15 protein-coding genes are annotated in these 15740 nt (G+C 63.0%); 5 read left to right on the top strand and 10 right to left on the bottom strand.

Annotation, left to right across the window (positions count from 1 at the left end):
* Positions 1-2: 2 nt before the first annotated feature.
* The 9 genes from B7L72_RS12580 to B7L72_RS12540 all read right to left on the bottom strand — a co-directional run bounded on the left by B7L72_RS12580 (position 3) and on the right by B7L72_RS12540 (position 8978).
* Positions 3-365: a DUF1244 domain-containing protein gene (locus B7L72_RS12580; RefSeq protein ID WP_081194739.1), complete on the bottom strand. Its 363-nt coding sequence runs from the start codon at positions 363-365 to the stop codon at positions 3-5.
* Between the two features lie 100 nt (positions 366-465).
* Entirely contained in the window at positions 466-1560 is a 1095-nt protein-coding gene (locus B7L72_RS12575) for a formate dehydrogenase subunit gamma (RefSeq protein WP_081194841.1), read from the bottom strand.
* Positions 1561-1580: 20 nt separating this feature from the next.
* On the bottom strand, positions 1581-2195 hold the full coding sequence (fdh3B, locus tag B7L72_RS12570) for a formate dehydrogenase FDH3 subunit beta (protein WP_016915147.1): 615 nt from the start codon (positions 2193-2195) through the stop codon (positions 1581-1583).
* A gap of 71 nt (positions 2196-2266) precedes the next feature.
* Positions 2267-5119, bottom strand: a complete 2853-nt coding sequence (locus tag B7L72_RS12565) for a molybdopterin-dependent oxidoreductase (protein WP_081194737.1) — start codon at positions 5117-5119, stop codon at positions 2267-2269.
* Positions 5120-5142: 23 nt separating this feature from the next.
* Positions 5143-5346 carry a twin-arginine translocation signal domain-containing protein gene (locus tag B7L72_RS12560; RefSeq protein WP_016915149.1) on the bottom strand — a complete coding sequence of 68 codons (204 nt, stop codon included), beginning with the start codon at positions 5344-5346 and terminating at the stop codon, positions 5143-5145.
* A gap of 70 nt (positions 5347-5416) precedes the next feature.
* Complete coding sequence (locus tag B7L72_RS12555) at positions 5417-6028, bottom strand: TorD/DmsD family molecular chaperone (protein ID WP_016915150.1); 612 nt, start codon at positions 6026-6028, stop codon at positions 5417-5419.
* Between the two features lie 4 nt (positions 6029-6032).
* A complete protein-coding gene (locus B7L72_RS12550; protein ID WP_081194735.1) occupies positions 6033-7748 on the bottom strand; it encodes a 4Fe-4S dicluster domain-containing protein in 1716 nt (571 codons plus the stop codon).
* Between the two features lie 203 nt (positions 7749-7951).
* The gene (locus B7L72_RS12545) at positions 7952-8542 is read right to left on the bottom strand and encodes a DUF3306 domain-containing protein (protein WP_081194733.1); all 591 of its coding nucleotides are present in this window, start codon (positions 8540-8542) and stop codon (positions 7952-7954) included.
* A gap of 4 nt (positions 8543-8546) precedes the next feature.
* Complete coding sequence (locus B7L72_RS12540; protein WP_081194731.1) at positions 8547-8978, bottom strand: DUF3305 domain-containing protein; 432 nt, start codon at positions 8976-8978, stop codon at positions 8547-8549.
* Positions 8979-9122: 144 nt separating this feature from the next.
* On the opposite strand from B7L72_RS12540, the gene B7L72_RS12535 reads away from it, so the two are divergent.
* From B7L72_RS12535 to B7L72_RS12515, 5 genes are read left to right on the top strand one after another with little or no spacing between them, the layout of a single operon-like run.
* A complete protein-coding gene (locus tag B7L72_RS12535) occupies positions 9123-9980 on the top strand; it encodes a formate dehydrogenase accessory sulfurtransferase FdhD (RefSeq protein ID WP_081194729.1) in 858 nt (285 codons plus the stop codon).
* Positions 9977-10597, top strand: a complete 621-nt coding sequence (gene mobA, locus B7L72_RS12530; protein ID WP_081194727.1) for a molybdenum cofactor guanylyltransferase MobA — start codon at positions 9977-9979, stop codon at positions 10595-10597. The genes B7L72_RS12535 and mobA overlap by 4 nt, the downstream gene beginning before the upstream one ends.
* Positions 10594-11847 carry a molybdopterin molybdotransferase MoeA gene (gene moeA / locus B7L72_RS12525; protein ID WP_081194725.1) on the top strand — a complete coding sequence of 418 codons (1254 nt, stop codon included), beginning with the start codon at positions 10594-10596 and terminating at the stop codon, positions 11845-11847. The genes mobA and moeA overlap by 4 nt, the downstream gene beginning before the upstream one ends.
* The gene (moaA, locus tag B7L72_RS12520) at positions 11844-12836 is read left to right on the top strand and encodes a GTP 3',8-cyclase MoaA (RefSeq protein ID WP_039175137.1); all 993 of its coding nucleotides are present in this window, start codon (positions 11844-11846) and stop codon (positions 12834-12836) included. The genes moeA and moaA overlap by 4 nt, the downstream gene beginning before the upstream one ends.
* A 4-nt stretch (positions 12837-12840) precedes the next feature.
* Positions 12841-13866, top strand: coding sequence for a CobW family GTP-binding protein (locus B7L72_RS12515; protein WP_081194723.1), 1026 nt, complete (start codon positions 12841-12843; stop codon positions 13864-13866).
* Here B7L72_RS12515 and B7L72_RS12510 read toward each other — a convergent pair.
* Positions 13840-15740 (bottom strand): putative bifunctional diguanylate cyclase/phosphodiesterase (locus B7L72_RS12510; RefSeq protein WP_081194721.1); only part of this gene is annotated, 1901 nt, incomplete at its 5' end. The genes B7L72_RS12515 and B7L72_RS12510 overlap by 27 nt on opposite strands.

Genomic DNA, 15740 nt, shown 5'->3' with positions numbered 1-15740 from the left:
CGCTACTCCTTGGGCTCGTTCTGTGAAGGGGACTCGTTCTGTGAAGGGGCTTTCTTGCGCGCCTGGCGAGCGTCGAGTGCCGCCAACTGCTCCGGGGTGGCCTCACCCTGGTGGTTGGCTTTCCATTCGCTGTAGGGCATGCCATAGACATACTCCCGGGCAGCGTCCATTTCCAGAGGCGTGCCGCGCTCATCGGCTGCGCTGACCAGCCACTTGGAGAGACAGTTACGGCAGAAGTCCGCCAGAATCATCAGGTCGATGTTCTGCACGTCCTTGTTGTCATCCAGGTGCTTGAGCAAGCGACGAAATGCAGCGGCTTCCAGCTCCGTGCGGGTCGCGGTATCCAGTTCATCGAACGTAGCCATGCGGGTTCCTCTTTCAAGACAGGGTTGATATGCAGCATAACAAAAGACACCGCCCGAGGGCGGTGTCAGCGACGATCTTGCGTCATCCTATGGTGGTGCGTCAGCCCGGTTTCGTAGAGGGCTCGCTGCTGTCGCCCGCTTTCTGAGCAGCCACCTCTTCCTCGCTCAGCGACTGCCCCTTGACCTCTTCGTACCACAGGTTGTGGTGCTCCTTGGCCCAGGTTTCGTCTACGTAGCCGGTGGTCATGCCTTCCAGCGACCCTTCGGTCCCTACCGTACCGATGTAGATGTGCCCCAGCGCCACGGCGGTCAAGCCCAGCGCGCCCACGGCGTGGATGATGTTGGCCCACTGCATGGTATCGCGGCTCTGCCCGTAGTTCGGGAAGTCGAGCACGAAGCCACTGGCCACCACCACCAGCCCTGCGGTGGCCAGCAGCCAGTACCAGGCTTTTTCACCGCCGTTGGCAAATCCCGCGTCCGGGTGGCCTTTACCCACCAGGCCACCGCCCTGCTTGAACCACTGCAGGTCATGCTTCTTGGGGATATTGTCTTTCAACAGTTTGACCAGTAGCACGATCAGCAGGATACCGAACAGCGGCCCCAGGTAGTTGTGGAGCACCTTGGAGGCCGAGATCATCCATCCCCAAACCGCATCGCCAAACAGCGAGCGGAAGACGAACTTGCCATACAGCAGGTTGAGACCGGTCAGCGCCAGGGTGATGAACAGCGTCGCCACCGTCCAGTGCAGCGCGCGCATGAACAGCGGCCAGCGCAGCAGCTTGCGCCCGGTACGTGGCTCATCCAGGTGCTTGCGACCAATCACCAGGTAGAACAGCGTAATCACGCTGGCCATGCCCAGAATGGCAATCAAACCAAACGGCGAGACCCAGCGATTGCGCAGAATCCGCCACGTTTCACCGCTGGCGTTGATCAGGTTGTAGTTGCTGTCGTGACGCGAATCACGATAGTTCGGGCCGGTTTCACCGCTGCGTACCTGGCGCCACTGCTCGGCCGTTATGCCAGGGGCGGCGGTGGACATTTCCCGTTGCGGGTCCGCCTGGGCCACGGCCAGCTGGCTCACACCGAGGCTGGCCACCAGCAGTAGCAGCATCAAGCACAGGTGCCAGATACGCTTCAACCCACGGGCGGCATGCCCGTTGGCCGATGTAGGCATTTCAACGGTGGTCATGGTCATTGGGGTCATGACACGCCTCCTTAGCCTTTACGGGCAGCATCGTAGGCAAGGTTGTCGGTGCTGGCCTGGGGATTGTTCGACCACGCTCCATCCGGGTGGCCACGATGGACGACACGCTGACGGAAAATGTCGGCGACGTCCTGCGCATCACCTGCCAGCAGCGCTTTGGTCGAGCACATCTCGGCGCACAGCGGCAGCTTGCCTTCGGCAATACGGTTGGAACCGTACTTCTGGTACTCCTCTTCCTTGCTCTCTGCCGGGCCGCCTGCGCAGAAGGTACACTTGTCCATCTTGCCGCGCTCGCCAAAGGCGTTCTGCTTGGGGAATTGCGGGGCGCCGAAGGGGCAGGCATACAGGCAGTAGCCGCAGCCGATGCACAGGTCCTTGTCGTGCAGCACGATGCCATCGTCGGTCTTGTAGAAGCAGTCGGTGGGGCAGACGGCCATGCAAGGGGCGTCGTCACAGTGCATGCAGGCCACCGAAATCGACATTTCACTGGCTTCACCGTCGTTCAGTGTCACCACGCGGCGGCGCTGAATGCCCCACTCGACGTCGTTGGCATTTTTACAGGCGGTGACGCAGCCGTTGCATTCGATGCAGCGCTCGGCGTCACACATGAATTTCATTTGAGCCATGGTGTTCTCCTCTTGCCGATGCGGACGTTGCCACATCGGCCTGCTGTCTGGTCGGGTCGCGCGTTATCGGTTCAAGCGCGCTCAATACGACAAATGGTGCACTTGGTCTCTTGCATCAGTGTCACCGGGTCGTAGCCGTAAGTGGTCGCCGTGTTGGCTGCCTCGCCCTGAACATAGGGCGCCGTGCCTTCCGGGTAGCGATCATGCAGGTTCTCGCCCTGGAAGATGCCGCCAAAGTGGAACGGCATGAAGGCCACCTTGCGATCCACCCTGGGCGTGACCAGAGCTTTCACCTTGACGCGGCCGCCCTCGGCGCCTTCGACCCAGACATCGTCACCGTCACGTACGCCAATATCGTTGGCATCGGCAGGGTTCATCTCGACGAACATTTCCTGCTGCAGCTCCGCCAGCCAGGACATCGAGCGGGTTTCTTCACCCCCGCCTTCGTACTCGACCAGTCGGCCAGTCGTCAGAATGATCGGGTAGTCCGCGCTGTTGTCACGCTCCTGAATGGTCTTGTAGAGCGTGGGCAGACGCATGATGGAGTCGAAATCGTCCCAGGTGGGATACCGCTCGACCAGGTCACGCCGCGTGGTGTAGAGCGGCTCGCGGTGCTTGGGCACTTCATCGGGGAAGGTCCACACCACGGCGCGGGCCTTGGCGTTACCGTAGGGCGCACAGCCGTGTTCGATGGCCACGCGCTGGATACCGCCGGAGAAGTCGGTTTTCCAGTTTTTACCTTCAGCAGCCTCTTTCTCTTCGGCCGTCAGGTCATCCCACCAGCCCAGGTCTTTCAGCAGCTGGTCGTTGAACTCCGGATAGCCGTCGTCGATGTCGCCGCCTACCGGGGCCGAGCCTTCGGCCAGCAGGTTGACGCCGTTACGCTCGATGCCAAAACGGGCGCGGAAGCCCATGCCGCCCTCCATGACCGGAATACTGGTGTCGTAGAGGTTCGGTGAACCCGGATGACGGAACTCCGGGGTGCCCCAGCAGGGCCACGGCAAACCGTAGTAGTCGCCATCCGAGGGGCCACCCTGAGCACGCAGATTTTCAAAGCTGAAGGTGTGCCAGTTTTGCTGGTGCTCTTTCAGGCGCTCCGGGCTTTGGCCGGTGTAACCCACCGTCCACATGCCGCGATTGATTTCGCGCAGCACGTCTTCGATCACCGGACGATTACCTTCCATGGCGTAGTTCTTGACGAACTCGTTGCCAAAACCCAGCTTGTTGGCAAACAGGGTCATGATCTCATGGTCGGGCTTGGACTCGAACAGCGGCTCGATGACCTGATCACGCCACTGGATCGAGCGATTGGTGGCGGTGACGCTACCGGTGGTTTCGAACTGGGTGGCGGCAGGCAGCAGGTAGACGCCGTCGGTGCGGTCGTGCATGACGGCCGCGACGGTGGGATACGGGTCGACGATGACCATCATCTCGAGCTTCTGCATGGCCTTCTGCATTTCAACGCCGCGGGTTTGCGAGTTGACCGCGTGGCCCCAGTAGAACATCGCTTTCAGCGCGGTGCGCTGGGAGATGTTCTCGTCCTCTTCCAGCACGCCATCCACCCAGCGCGACACGGTGATACCGTTGGTGTACATGGGTTTGCCGTCGGCGTACTCGGTATCGTCGAAACGCCCTTTCAACCACTCGTACTCTACACCCCACACGGAGGCCCAATGCTGCCATGCTTCTTCGGCCAAACCGTAATAACCCGGCAGTGAATCAGACCCCAGGCCCATATCGGTGGCACCCTGTACGTTGTCGTGACCACGCAGGATGTTGGCACCACCGCCCGACTTGCCGATGTTGCCCAGTGCCAGCTCCAGGATGCAGTAGGCGCGGGTGTTGTTATTGCCGGTGGTGTGCTGAGTACCGCCCATACACCAGATCACACAGCCCGGACGGTTGTCGGAAAGCCGCTTGGCCACCTCGAACATGTCGGCTTCCGAGACGCCGGTGATGTCTTCCACGACGCTGGGCGGGAACTGGGCGACTTCGGCACGCACTTCATCCATGCCGTAGACGCGCTGGTTGATGTATTCGCGGTCTTCCCAGCCGTTTTCGAAAATGTGCCACAACAGGCCCCAGATGTAGGCCACATCGGAGCCAGGGCGGATGCGCACGTACTTGTTGGCCTTGGCGGCCGTACGCGTGAAGCGCGGATCGGCAACGATGATGTCGCAGTTGTTGCGCTCTTTGGCAATCAGGATGTGCTGCATCGCCACCGGGTGGGCTTCACTGGGGTTGGAGCCGATGAACAGCATGGAGCGGCTGTTGTGCATATCGTTGAGCGAGTTGGTCATCGCTCCGTAGCCCCAGGTATTGGCCACACCCGCTACCGTGGTGGAGTGGCAGATACGCGCCTGGTGATCGGTGTTGTTGGTGCCCCACATGGAGGCGAGCTTGCGCATCAGATACGCCTGCTCGTTGCTGAACTTGGCCGACCCCAGCCAGTAGACGCTATCGGGGCCGTAGGCGTCCCGCAGTTCCAGCAGCTTGTCGCCGATCTCATTGACGGCGTCGTCCCAGCTCAGGCGCTGCCATTCACCCGCGACCAGCTTCATCGGGTACTTCAGGCGACGCGTGGAGTGGCCGTGCTGGCGCAGAGAGGCGCCTTTCGCACAGTGGGCGCCACGGTTGATCGGGTGGTCGAAGGCTGGCTCCTGCTTGGTCCAGATGCCCTCCTGCACTTCTGCATACACGCCACACCCCACTGAACAGTGGGAGCAGATGGTGCGCTTGGTTTCGACGGGGGAGTCGAGCACCGGGGTCTTGTTCGCCGCCTCGGTGCGCTGCATCATCGGCGCGCCCATGAAACCAACCGCCGCAACACCGGCCGTACCCGCGCCGGTACGCTTGAGGAATTGGCGACGAGAGATACCCAGCCCAGACGCGGCCGGAGCTTGAGTTTTACGAGTTAAGCGCATGGCAAATCTCCTGATGGTCGCCGTCAGTCACGCAGCGAGGCGTAGTAGGCACGAACGTGATCCGTCTCGCGGTAATTCACCGACTGGGCTTCACGCTGGCTGGGCGTCTTGTCGCTCGCCTGTACGAGGGTAACGTGACCGACCGCCGCTGCCGCACCTGCTGCTGCGGTGCCCAGGCCAACGGTCTTCATGAACCGACGCCGTTCAGGGTTATGTGACGTGTGCATAGGGTTCTCCACTGTCATGCTTGTTATGCTTGGGCCGCTGGCCCGGCTATTCACTGACCGCGAACCAGGGTCAGGTCACGAGTCGTACTGGCTGATGGGCGGCTCGGTCGCTGATACGCGCCTGCTCGCTCTCCATGAAGGCACTGCCTAGCGCGCCCAGCGCGGCATAGAAGGCAGCCTCCACGTCAGCCACATCGTCGAAGCAGCGCTTTGCCCAGGGGGCCAAGTGCTGCTGAAAAAAAGCTACCTGCTCATCTGCCTGAGCTTCTACCAGCATGCCCATGACTTCACACACGGCGGCAAGGTGATCCTCGGGCTCATGGGTGCGTTCACTGCGCTCGAAGCCCAGCTCCCTCAGGTCACGGCGCAGCGCCACCAGCGCGGCTTCCATGAGCTCACCCTGCTGATACCAGGAGGCATAGGGCACGATATCGCCCTGAATGACGCCCACCAGATGGCGAAAGTGGGCGCGCTGCAGTCGCTCGGGGTCGGCCTGGGCGGCTGCCTTGGCAAGGCCAGCCCAGCATTCGGCCAGCCGCGTGCCGTCCTGTTCTACCTCCAGCTCGGCCAGCCAGGCCAGGAGCTCGACGTCGGGCGACTGGCGCAACAGCCGTGCCAGCAGCTGGTAGATATCCCCGCGCAGCGCGTCGACCTCGCTGAGCATCGCCTCGGTTTCACTCATGGCGTTACACCTTCAACTGCGCGTCAGGGTCGCGCATCATGGTTTTCCAGACGTCTTTCACGCGGCAGTCCTCACACATTTCCAGACGCGCCAGCGCATCGCCGGCAAAATAGGGGTGATTGGCCAGCTTGGTTTTCATGGCGGCCACCGTGCTGACCGTCGCGAACGGTTTGCCACAGCCGATACACTCAAAGGCAGGCTCTTCATGGCACACGTGGCGCGTTTCACGGGCAGGCGCGGCCAGAAAACCAGGCACCAGCGTGATGGCATTTTCCGGGCACGCCTGTTCACACAGGCCACACTGCACGCAGTCGGCTTCCAGGAAGCTGAGCACCGGTGTATCGCCGCCTGCCTGCAACGCGGGTGTCGGGCAGTTGCTGACGCAGGCATAGCACAACGTACAGGCGCTACTGTCCACGTCGATGCCGCCGAAGGCCGCGCCTTCCGGCAACGCTTGACGCTCGCCGCTGGGGGTTCCCAGCGCGGCCAGGCGTGCCAGCACCTGATTCAAGCGCGTGCGCTTGTTGGGCTCGCGGAAGCTGACGGCAGTGTCACTCAACGGCAGCAGGCTGGGCAGAGCGTCGCGCGTTTCAATGGCGTTGGCCGCCACCAGCTGGATACGTTCGACGGCGTGGCCAAGCGCTGCCAGCAACCCCTGGGCCAGCGCTACCTGATGGTTCAGAAAGGTGCTCAAACGGGGCGGCATGCCCTCGTGAAGCTGAATACGTACTTCAGAGGCGCCGCTGGCCAAGGCCGTCAACCACTGGTCGTGGCCAGCCGCGCCCAGCTCTTCCAGCGGCACATCGATGAGATGGCCTGGCGTGACCACGCCCGCCTGGCGCTCTTGCTCCAGAGTATCGTGGGTGACGAAGCGCAGCACGGGCACCTCGCCTCCCGCTTCGCGGTAGGCCTCGAGCCACACTGACAGCGTATCCTGCTGACGGCGCGTTTCGGGCAGCCTGAACTCGATGGCACCGGTGGGGCAGGCGCTGGTGCAACTACCGACGCCCTGGCACAGAAAGGGATCTATCTCGATGCGGGACTCGATACGCCCCTTGATGCTGGTGATGGCATCCGCCGGGCAGACGTCCAGGCAGCGGGTACACCCGACATTGCCACTGGCCGAATGCGCGCACAGGTCGGTATTGACCTGGAAGTAACGGGGCTTGTCGAACTCGCCTACCAGCTCGACGGCACTCTCCAGCACTTGCTGGCGCTGCTCATCGGCAGCCTCGGGAGCGAGTCGCAAATAGCCAGGCGGCGGCAGTTCCCATGGCATCGCGGGCAGCATGCCGGGGGCCGTCAGGTCCAGCACGACATCGAAGGCGTCACGCTCGACCAGCACTTGTGCCAGATCCAGCGTTTCACCCTGTGAAAACGGCACCTGAAGATGAAACGCGCCCAGGTGCCCGGTGATAGTGAGCTGCGCCAGCTGCTCGGCACTCAAGGGCTGCTCGATGACGGGCTCACTGCCCATCGGCAGCTCGGCGGCGTCGTTCAGGGTCAGTAGCGTCAGCGATGCCAACCCCTGATGCTGCAGCGCACGCGCGGCGGCTATCACAGGTTGAACGGCACCGATCAGCACCACGTGTCCACGACTATGGTAGGTAACGTTGGCGGGGGTCAGATTGACTGGCCAGGAGATACGCCGACGCACCGCTTCACGAGCGGCCGCGTTGCGCTGGTCGTCAATCGACGCCAGTTGGATTCGTTGATTCATGCACGCTCACGGTCAATGGGTCGTTCTTATTATTTTATTTGAATGGTCGTTTTAATGGTCATTTTGACACAAGTGCGGTGTAACGCCACCTCCCTTATGCCTTCAGCGTATGGTGCTATGCCGCCTTTTGCCACTTTCATTGGTCTTATCACTGTCAACGGCGGCCCGCTAGGCCAGCGCTAACTCTATGATAAACAAGACAACTATCGCTCAGGACGCTCGCTGTGAGCGTGATGAGGCAAATCAGACTGGTCGTCCAGATCGGGGCTTTGTACAAAACTGTCATCCCTTGTGCAAGTCGCCTCCTCCTGGGCAACGGACGTCGCTTGCGTTTCTTGCGCTCCTGCTGCACGCGCCTCGTCTTCCCGGGGCGCCTCGATGGCCTCTTCCGCCTGGTGAGCCCACCGCCTGAGCTTGTCCGCCAGCTCGCTGGCCATGGGCTTCAACTGCTGCGTGTAGTCGGCATCGTAATCATCCAACCCGTCACGCACGTTGTAGTTGCCGGTGGCCCATAGTCGGCGCAGGGCACGGCGGCGCAGCGTCGAACTGACCCCCGCCGCCATGAAGACACTGAAGTCGCTGCCAGCGGGCAAGGTATCAGGGTCGGGGAGCGTATCGTCCAGGCTGCCGGGCGCAGGTACCGGGGGCTCAACGGGGTCGGCCGGAGCTTCCTGCTGCTGGTGCGCTTCAGGCAGCACAGACGCATCCTCGCTTGCCTGGGCAGGCTCGGGTGCCATGACGGCATCGCTCTCGAGGCCACGCTTTTTGCGCGACCAACGCTCTAATCGGCTCATCGGATCACTCCTTGTCGGGCAGCGTCTGGGCGCGGCCTGCCCCTTTGCGTTTTTTCTTGCGCTGCTCCACGGGGGCTTCTCCATGACGGGCCAGATAGCGTTCGATCCATACCTGAATGGCCAGCGGCATGGGGGCCTCCAGCACCTGCTGTTCGCCATCCAGCCAGCCCGCCGCGACATCCTGGCTCGCGGTAATGGCATCCGGCCTGGCTGGCTGCCCGGTAAACCCAGCGCGCACGAAGAGCCGCGGCGTCGCGGAGGTCAGATTGAAGCGGTAAGCCGCGCGTTCGGTCATGGAGAGCTGCAGATGCAGCACGTGGTCGCCCTGATCACCGGGCACCAGCTCGGTGATACGCCACTGGGTGACGGTAAACGCCCCCATGGTCTTTCGTTCGGCCACCAGAGTGGCACTAATGGCACGCAAATTATCACTCATGAGTTGCCCCTTTAGACCTTGAACGGGTAGACAAGTAAGCCTTTTGAGCGCCATCATCGTCAACTCAGACTATTTTACTCAACTATTACGTTAAACGCCGCGCCCATCGGGCGAGGCAGTGACGCGGAGCAGTGAGGATTGCGCATGCCCGCCCTTCAGTTAAGCCGTGCCCGGCTGCCAGCCACCACCACCATCAGCGTGATGGATGCCTACGGGGCGACCTGCCAGCAGGCCATTGCCGCCGAACGCGCCCTGACGGTCTACCTCAACAAGCGTGAAATCGTGACGCTGATGACCCTGGGCGATGACCCCGAAGCGCTGGTGGTTGGCTACCTGCGTAACCAGGGGCTGCTGTACCGTTCAGAAGACCTTATGGCGGTACAGGTAGACTGGGAGGTAGAGGCCGCCGCCGTGGTCACGCGCCATCTGCCCGACGACCTGGAAGCACGCCTGGGGACCCGCACGGTGACCACGGGATGCGGACAGGGCACGGTATTCGGCAAGCTGCTGGAGCAGACATCGCTCACGGCGCTGCCCGCCACGCCGCTGGCCCAGTCGACCCTCTACCAGCTGCTGACCAACCTGAACCACTATAACGAAACATATCGTAGCGCAGGCGCCGTGCATGGCTGCGCGCTGTGCCAGCAGGCCCAGGTGCTCGATTTCGTCGAGGACGTAGGGCGGCACAACGCCGTGGATACTCTGGCAGGCCGCCAGTGGTTGAACCAGGCCAACAGCCAGCAGGCCGACATCTTCTACACCACCGGCAGGCTGACCTCCGAGATGGTGCTGAAAGTGGCACAAATGGGCATCAGCGTGCTGGTCTCACGCTCGGGGGTGACCCAGAAGGGTGTCGAGCTGGCCGAACGCTTCGGTGTGATGCTGATTGCCCGCGCCAAGGGCAAAAGCTTCCAGGCCATCAACGCCGAGGGGCGCTTGACGCTGGATGACATTCCCCCCAAACCGCCGAGCGCTCGCTCGTCCAGGGAGGCAGGCATATGATCGCGACACACGACCTTACCGGCATGATTCTCGCGGGGGGTGAGGGCCGCCGCATGGGCGGCCGTGACAAGGGCCTCGAGCCCTTCGCAGGCCTGCCGCTGGTGGCGCATACCGTCCAGCGCTTCGACGGCCACGTCCATGAGCTGATGATCAACGCCAACCGCAATGGCGATGCGTACGCGCTGTTTGCCGATCGAGTGATCGCCGATGCCGAAGGCGGCTTCAAGGGCCCTTTGATGGGCATTTACAGCGGCCTGCGCGCCGCCCGCACGCCGTGGCTGCTGGTTGCCCCCTGCGACTCCCCCGCGCTGCCCCATGACCTGGTGGCGCGCATGGCGGCAGGCATCGTCACGCAGGATGGCGCGCACGATATCGCAGTGGCCTTCGACGGCGAGCGCCTGCACCCCGTGGTGGCGCTGCTGCGCACCTCGCTGGCCGACGACCTGGCCGCCACCCTGGCCGAGGGCGAACGCAAGATCGACCGCTGGTACGCTCGCCACGCCTGGTGCCGCGTGGACATGTCCGACTGCCCTGAGGCGTTCGCCAATCTCAATACTGAAGAGGAAAAAGTCCGTCTGGAACAGGCGCTGGCAACGTCCTCACGGGAGACCCCATGAGCCTGTCGTGTTTCGAGCTGGGCGAGCAGATGCTCAGCGTCGATGCTGCCCGCGAGGCGCTGATGACGCTGGTGGCGTCGCCGGTGGCCACCGAGCAGGTCGCCTTGAGCAGCGCTTTTGGTCGTCGGCTGGCAGAGGACATCATTGCGCCCATCGATGTACCGCAAAACACCAACGCCGCCATGGATGGCGTGGCCCTGGCCTGGCCCAAAGCGCCTCCCTACACCACCCATTTCCCCATCGTGGGGGACGCCTTCGCCGGGCAGGCGTTTGCCGGCGAGGTGCCTGCGGGCCAGTGCGTGCGCATCACCACCGGTGCGCCGATCCCCCGCGGTACCGATACGGTGATCATGCGTGAACAGCTGATCGACGATGGCGCAAGCGCCACCGTCGATGCGCCCGAACGAGTGACAGCCGGGCAACACGTGCGCCAGGCCGGGGAAGACATTGCCAAAGGCAGCGTCGCCCTTGCCGCAGGCGCGCGACTGGACGCCGCTCGCATGGGGCTGGTGGCCTCGCTGGGCCATGCCGTCGTCACGGTGTATCGGCGCCCCCGGGTGGCGATTTTCTCTACCGGCAACGAGGTGACGCCACCGGGCGGCCCACTCCCCAGCGCAGGCGTCTACGACACCAACCGATTTACCCTGATGGGCCTGCTCGCCGAGCAGGGGGCCGAGGTGCTGGATCTGGGCATTCTCCCCGACGACCTCGACGCCATCGAAACCGCACTGGCCAGCGCCGCCACCCAGAGCGATCTGGTGATCACCAGCGGTGGGGTTTCCGTGGGCAATGCCGACTACACTCGGGCGGCGCTGGAAAAGCTTGGCCGCCTGGCCTTCTGGCGGGTAGCGCTACGCCCCGGACGGCCCATGGCCTGCGGACAGCTGGGCGCTACACAAACGCCCCTGATCGGCCTGCCGGGCAACCCGGTAGCGGTCATGGTGACGTTCCTGCAATTCGTGGTACCGCTGCTGCGGCAGTTGCAGGGCCTGCCCCCGGCGCCGCCGCCCCGGCTCAAGGCAATTGCCCAAACCACGTTGAAGAGCCGTCTACAGCGCACTGACTTCATCCGCGGTGTTTACCACTGCGATGCGCAGGGTACGCTGCATGTGCGCAGTACCGGAGCCCAGGGCTCGGGGATTCTGACCTCCATGGTGGCCGCCAACTGCATGATCGAACTTGGCGATGACCAGGCAGGCGCCCAGCCAGGCGAAGTGGTCTGCATACAACCGATAACGAGCTGGCAATGACCGAACAACTGATCGACGATTTTGGCCGCCGAGTTCGCTATGTGCGGCTATCGGTGACCGACCGCTGCGATTTTCGCTGTGTCTACTGCATGAGCGAAGAGATGACCTTTCTGCCACGCGCCCAGGTGCTCACTCTGGAGGAGCTGGCCTTGGTGGCCCGCGCGTTTACCGAACTGGGCGTGGAGAAAATTCGCCTGACAGGCGGTGAGCCGCTGGTGCGCAAGGGCATCGAACAGCTGGTGGACGACATCGGCGCGCTGCCGGGTCTGGATGACTTCACCATGACCACCAACGGCGCGAGCCTGCGCAAGCATGCCAAGCGGCTTTACGCGGGCGGCTTGCGCAGGCTCAACATCAGCCTCGACTCGCTGCACCCCGAACGCTTCAAGCAGTTGACCCGCACGGGCGAGCTGGCCCGCGTGCTGGACGGCATTCAGGCAGCCAAGGAGGCTGGTTTCACTCGGATCAAGCTCAACGCGGTGATTCTGAAGGGGCGCAACGAAGATGAAGTGCTCGACCTGGTGAGCTTTGCCCGCCGCGAGCAGCTGGACATCAGCTTCATCGAGGAGATGCCGCTGGGGGATGTATCGGACCACTCTCGAGCAGAGACCTTCTACTCCAGCGATGACGTGCAGGCGCTGATCGAAACCCGCTACCCGCTGACCCCCACCACCGAAAGCACGCCCGGGCCCTCGCGCTACTTCAGGATGGCCGACAGCGACAGCCGCGTGGGCTTCATCTCCCCCCACAGCCATAACTTCTGTGACAGCTGCAACCGGGTACGCGTCACCGTGGAGGGCCGCCTGCTGCTGTGCCTGGGCAATGAACACTCGGTGGACCTGCGCGCGGTGCTGCGCCGTCATCCCGGCGAGATCGCACCGCTCAAGCAGGCCATCATCGACGCCCTGCCATTGAAACCCGAGCGCCACCACTTCACCACCGATGGTGATATTCAGGTGGTGCGCTTCATGAACATGACCGGAGGTTGAGCCGTTGGCGCTTGAGGCACTCGTACCCGTGCATATCGTGACCGGCTTTTTGGGCAGCGGGAAAACCACGCTGATTCATCAGCTGATCGAGCAGAAACCCGCCCATGAAAAATGGGCCATTCTGGTCAACGAGTTCGGTCAGATCGGCATCGACCAGACCATGTTCACTGCCCGTGATGACGTGGTGGTCAAGGGCCTGCCTGGCGGCTGCCTGTGCTGCCAGCTGGCGTTCGTGCTGCAGGCGGCGCTGGTCAATCTGCTGGCACGCCAGAGACCCGACCGGGTGATCATCGAGCCCTCTGGGCTTGGGCACCCCGCCGGGCTGATGGATTTGCTGCAGGGTGAGGCTTTCCGGGACGTGGTGGCGGTGCAGGACATCATCGCCACCCTCGACCCGCGTCGGCTGGATGAAGCACGCGTGCGAGCGCATGAGACTTTTCAAGATCAGCTGACCATGGCCGATGCCGTGGTCATCACTCTGGCCGACATGGCCAGCGACGCACAACATGCACGGGCCGAGCAGTTCATCGACACGCTCTGGCCGCCGTGCAAATGGGTGCATAGCACCCAGCAAGGCCCCCTGCCCATTGACCGCCTGCTGAGCCCTTCGTCCCCCCGCCCTGCGGCGCCAACCGCCATGCCCGCCGCGCACCAGGCTCTGGTTGCTCAGGGGCCCAGCCTCGAAGGGGCGTTCTTCGACTTCCCACCGCCCCCAGGCAAAGCGCAGCAACAGGCCGCCAGCGCCCTGGGCTACACCAGCACTGGGGTGCGCTGGCACCCCGCCGAACGTTTCGACCTGGACCGTTTGGCGCTATGGATGAGCGAACTACCCGCCACCGCCAGGGTGAAGGGCGTCTTTCATACGGACGATGGCTGGAAGCAGCTCAACCGCGCCGAAGGCACCCAGCGCGTGGCCGCCAGTGCCTGGCGACAAGACTCCCGGCTGGAGGTGATTACCCCTGACGGCACGCTGCCCCTGGCTGATGCTACGCTTCCTGATCAGCTACGCGCCCTGGGCGCCTGGCGGTGAGGGACGTTGCGCGCGCACGGCCTGCTCCATTTCCTCCACCGGCATGGGCCGCCCGAACAAGTACCCCTGAAACGCATGGCACCCGTGGGCCATGAGCCAGGCCTGATGCGCCGGGGTTTCGACCCCCTCGGCGATGACATCCAGGTTCAGGCTCTTGGCCAGGGCAATGGTACTTTCGACGATGGCGGCATTGGCACTGCTCTCGAGCACCTGCTGCACAAAGGACTGGTCGATCTTCAACTGATCCAGCGGGAGCTGTGCCAGATACGCCAGCGACGAGTAGCCGGTGCCGAAGTCGTCCAGCGAGAAGCGAACGCCGCGCGCCTTCAGGCTCAGCATCTTGTCGCGGGCATCGTCTCGGGCGTCGACGAACAGCGTTTCGGTGACTTCCAGCTTCAACCGCTCGAGCGGGGCTCGGGTGCGCTGGAACACCTGCTCCACTCGATGTAGAAAATCGCTCTCGCGGAACTGCAGAGGGCTGATGTTGACTGAAATGGTCAGCTGCTCGAACCCCGGCTGGTGCTGCCACGCTGCCAACTGATGGCAGGCTGCCTCCAGCACCCACTCGCCTACGTCGTTGATCAAGCCGGTGCTTTCCAGCAGCGGAATGAACTCACCGGGCGACACCAGCCCGCGTTCAGGATGGTACCAGCGCAACAGCGCTTCGACGCCCTTGATGCGCCCCTGTTCATCCACCTGGGGCTGATAGTGCAACAGCCACTGCTGGTGATCCAGCGCCAGACGCAGGTCAGCCTCCAGCCTGACTCTGGCCAGCAGCGCGGCCTGCATGGAGGGGTCGAAAAAGCGTAACGTGCGTCGACCACTGGCCTTGGCCTGGGAAAGCGCCATGTCCGCCTGCTGCAGATAATCATCGGCACTGCGCTGGCTGTCGGCCATGACGGTGATGCCCACGCTGGCCGTGACCGACGCCTGCTCATCCCCCACCTGGATCGGGATATCCAGCGCTGCCATCAGCTTGTTGGCAATGTGCTCGGCCAGCGCCTGCGTTTTACGCGGGCTGCCGTCCACTCCCTCGACCAACACGGCAAACTCGTCGCCGCCCAGTCGCGCCAGAGTGTCCGTATCGCGCAGCATCTGGCCAAAACGGCGTGCCACGTTCTGCAACAGCCGATCACCGATGTGATGCCCCAGGGTATCGTTGACATGATTGAAGCTATCCAGGTCCAGCAGAATCAGCGCTCCGCAGCGCTGATGGCGGTTCAGCTCCTTGAGGGCCACGCCGATTCGGTCGATGAACAGGCGACGGTTGGCAAAGCCGGTCAGCGGATCGTAGAACGCCAGCTGATGAATTTCCTGCTCGGCCGCCTTGCGCTCGCTGATGTCACTCATGGTGGCCACATAGTGGGTCAAGCTGCCGTTGCGGTCGTGCACGGCGCTGATGGTCAGCCACTCGGGAAACAGCTCGCCGTTCTTGCGCTGGTTCCAGATTTCTCCCTCCCAGCTTCCCGTGGAGAGTACGCTGCGCCACAAACACCGGTAGAAGGCGGCATTGTGGTGCCCAGAGCTGAACATGCGTGGGTTCCTGCCCACGACCTCTGCATCACTGTAGCCGGTGATGCGCTTGAAAGTGTCGTTCACTTTCAGGATCGTGCCCCGTGCATCGGTCACCATGATGCCCAAATGTGCCTGAAATGCAGCGGCAGCAATTTGCAGCTCCACCTCGGCGCGTTTTGCGTCAGTTACCTCACGGGTCACGGAAAGCACTCCTTCCAATTCGTCCGGTTGTTGGGTGCTGCTCACCAGAGGACTCAACACCCCCTCGGCAGGGCCTGGCCGCCGCACATAGTGCAGATAGAAGCGCTGACCCAGGGCCGACCATTGACGTCCTCCCCGCCCTAAAGGACGGGGATTCC

This window comes from Halomonas sp. BC1, assembly GCF_002078135.1.
Classification (GTDB): domain Bacteria; phylum Pseudomonadota; class Gammaproteobacteria; order Pseudomonadales; family Halomonadaceae; genus Vreelandella; species Vreelandella stevensii.
The sequence above is the reverse complement of the archived record's forward strand: the minus strand, read 5'-3'. Positions and strand labels throughout refer to the sequence as shown.

What these genes read in the sequence shown, in the direction of transcription:
- B7L72_RS12545 (WP_081194733.1), bottom strand. Translation starts at nt 8,542, where the DNA reads ATGAGCCGATTAGAGCGTTGGTCGCGCAAAAAGCGTGGCCTCGAGAGC.
- B7L72_RS12575 (WP_081194841.1), bottom strand. Translation starts at nt 1,560, where the DNA reads ATGACCATGACCACCGTTGAAATGCCTACATCGGCCAACGGGCATGCC.
- mobA (WP_081194727.1), top strand. Translation starts at nt 9,977, where the DNA reads ATGATCGCGACACACGACCTTACCGGCATGATTCTCGCGGGGGGTGAG.
- moeA (WP_081194725.1), top strand. Translation starts at nt 10,594, where the DNA reads ATGAGCCTGTCGTGTTTCGAGCTGGGCGAGCAGATGCTCAGCGTCGAT.
- B7L72_RS12550 (WP_081194735.1), bottom strand. Translation starts at nt 7,748, where the DNA reads ATGAATCAACGAATCCAACTGGCGTCGATTGACGACCAGCGCAACGCG.
- B7L72_RS12540 (WP_081194731.1), bottom strand. Translation starts at nt 8,978, where the DNA reads ATGAGTGATAATTTGCGTGCCATTAGTGCCACTCTGGTGGCCGAACGA.
- moaA (WP_039175137.1), top strand. Translation starts at nt 11,844, where the DNA reads ATGACCGAACAACTGATCGACGATTTTGGCCGCCGAGTTCGCTATGTG.
- B7L72_RS12560 (WP_016915149.1), bottom strand. Translation starts at nt 5,346, where the DNA reads ATGCACACGTCACATAACCCTGAACGGCGTCGGTTCATGAAGACCGTT.
- B7L72_RS12555 (WP_016915150.1), bottom strand. Translation starts at nt 6,028, where the DNA reads ATGAGTGAAACCGAGGCGATGCTCAGCGAGGTCGACGCGCTGCGCGGG.
- B7L72_RS12535 (WP_081194729.1), top strand. Translation starts at nt 9,123, where the DNA reads ATGCCCGCCCTTCAGTTAAGCCGTGCCCGGCTGCCAGCCACCACCACC.
- B7L72_RS12565 (WP_081194737.1), bottom strand. Translation starts at nt 5,119, where the DNA reads ATGCGCTTAACTCGTAAAACTCAAGCTCCGGCCGCGTCTGGGCTGGGT.
- B7L72_RS12580 (WP_081194739.1), bottom strand. Translation starts at nt 365, where the DNA reads ATGGCTACGTTCGATGAACTGGATACCGCGACCCGCACGGAGCTGGAA.
- fdh3B (WP_016915147.1), bottom strand. Translation starts at nt 2,195, where the DNA reads ATGGCTCAAATGAAATTCATGTGTGACGCCGAGCGCTGCATCGAATGC.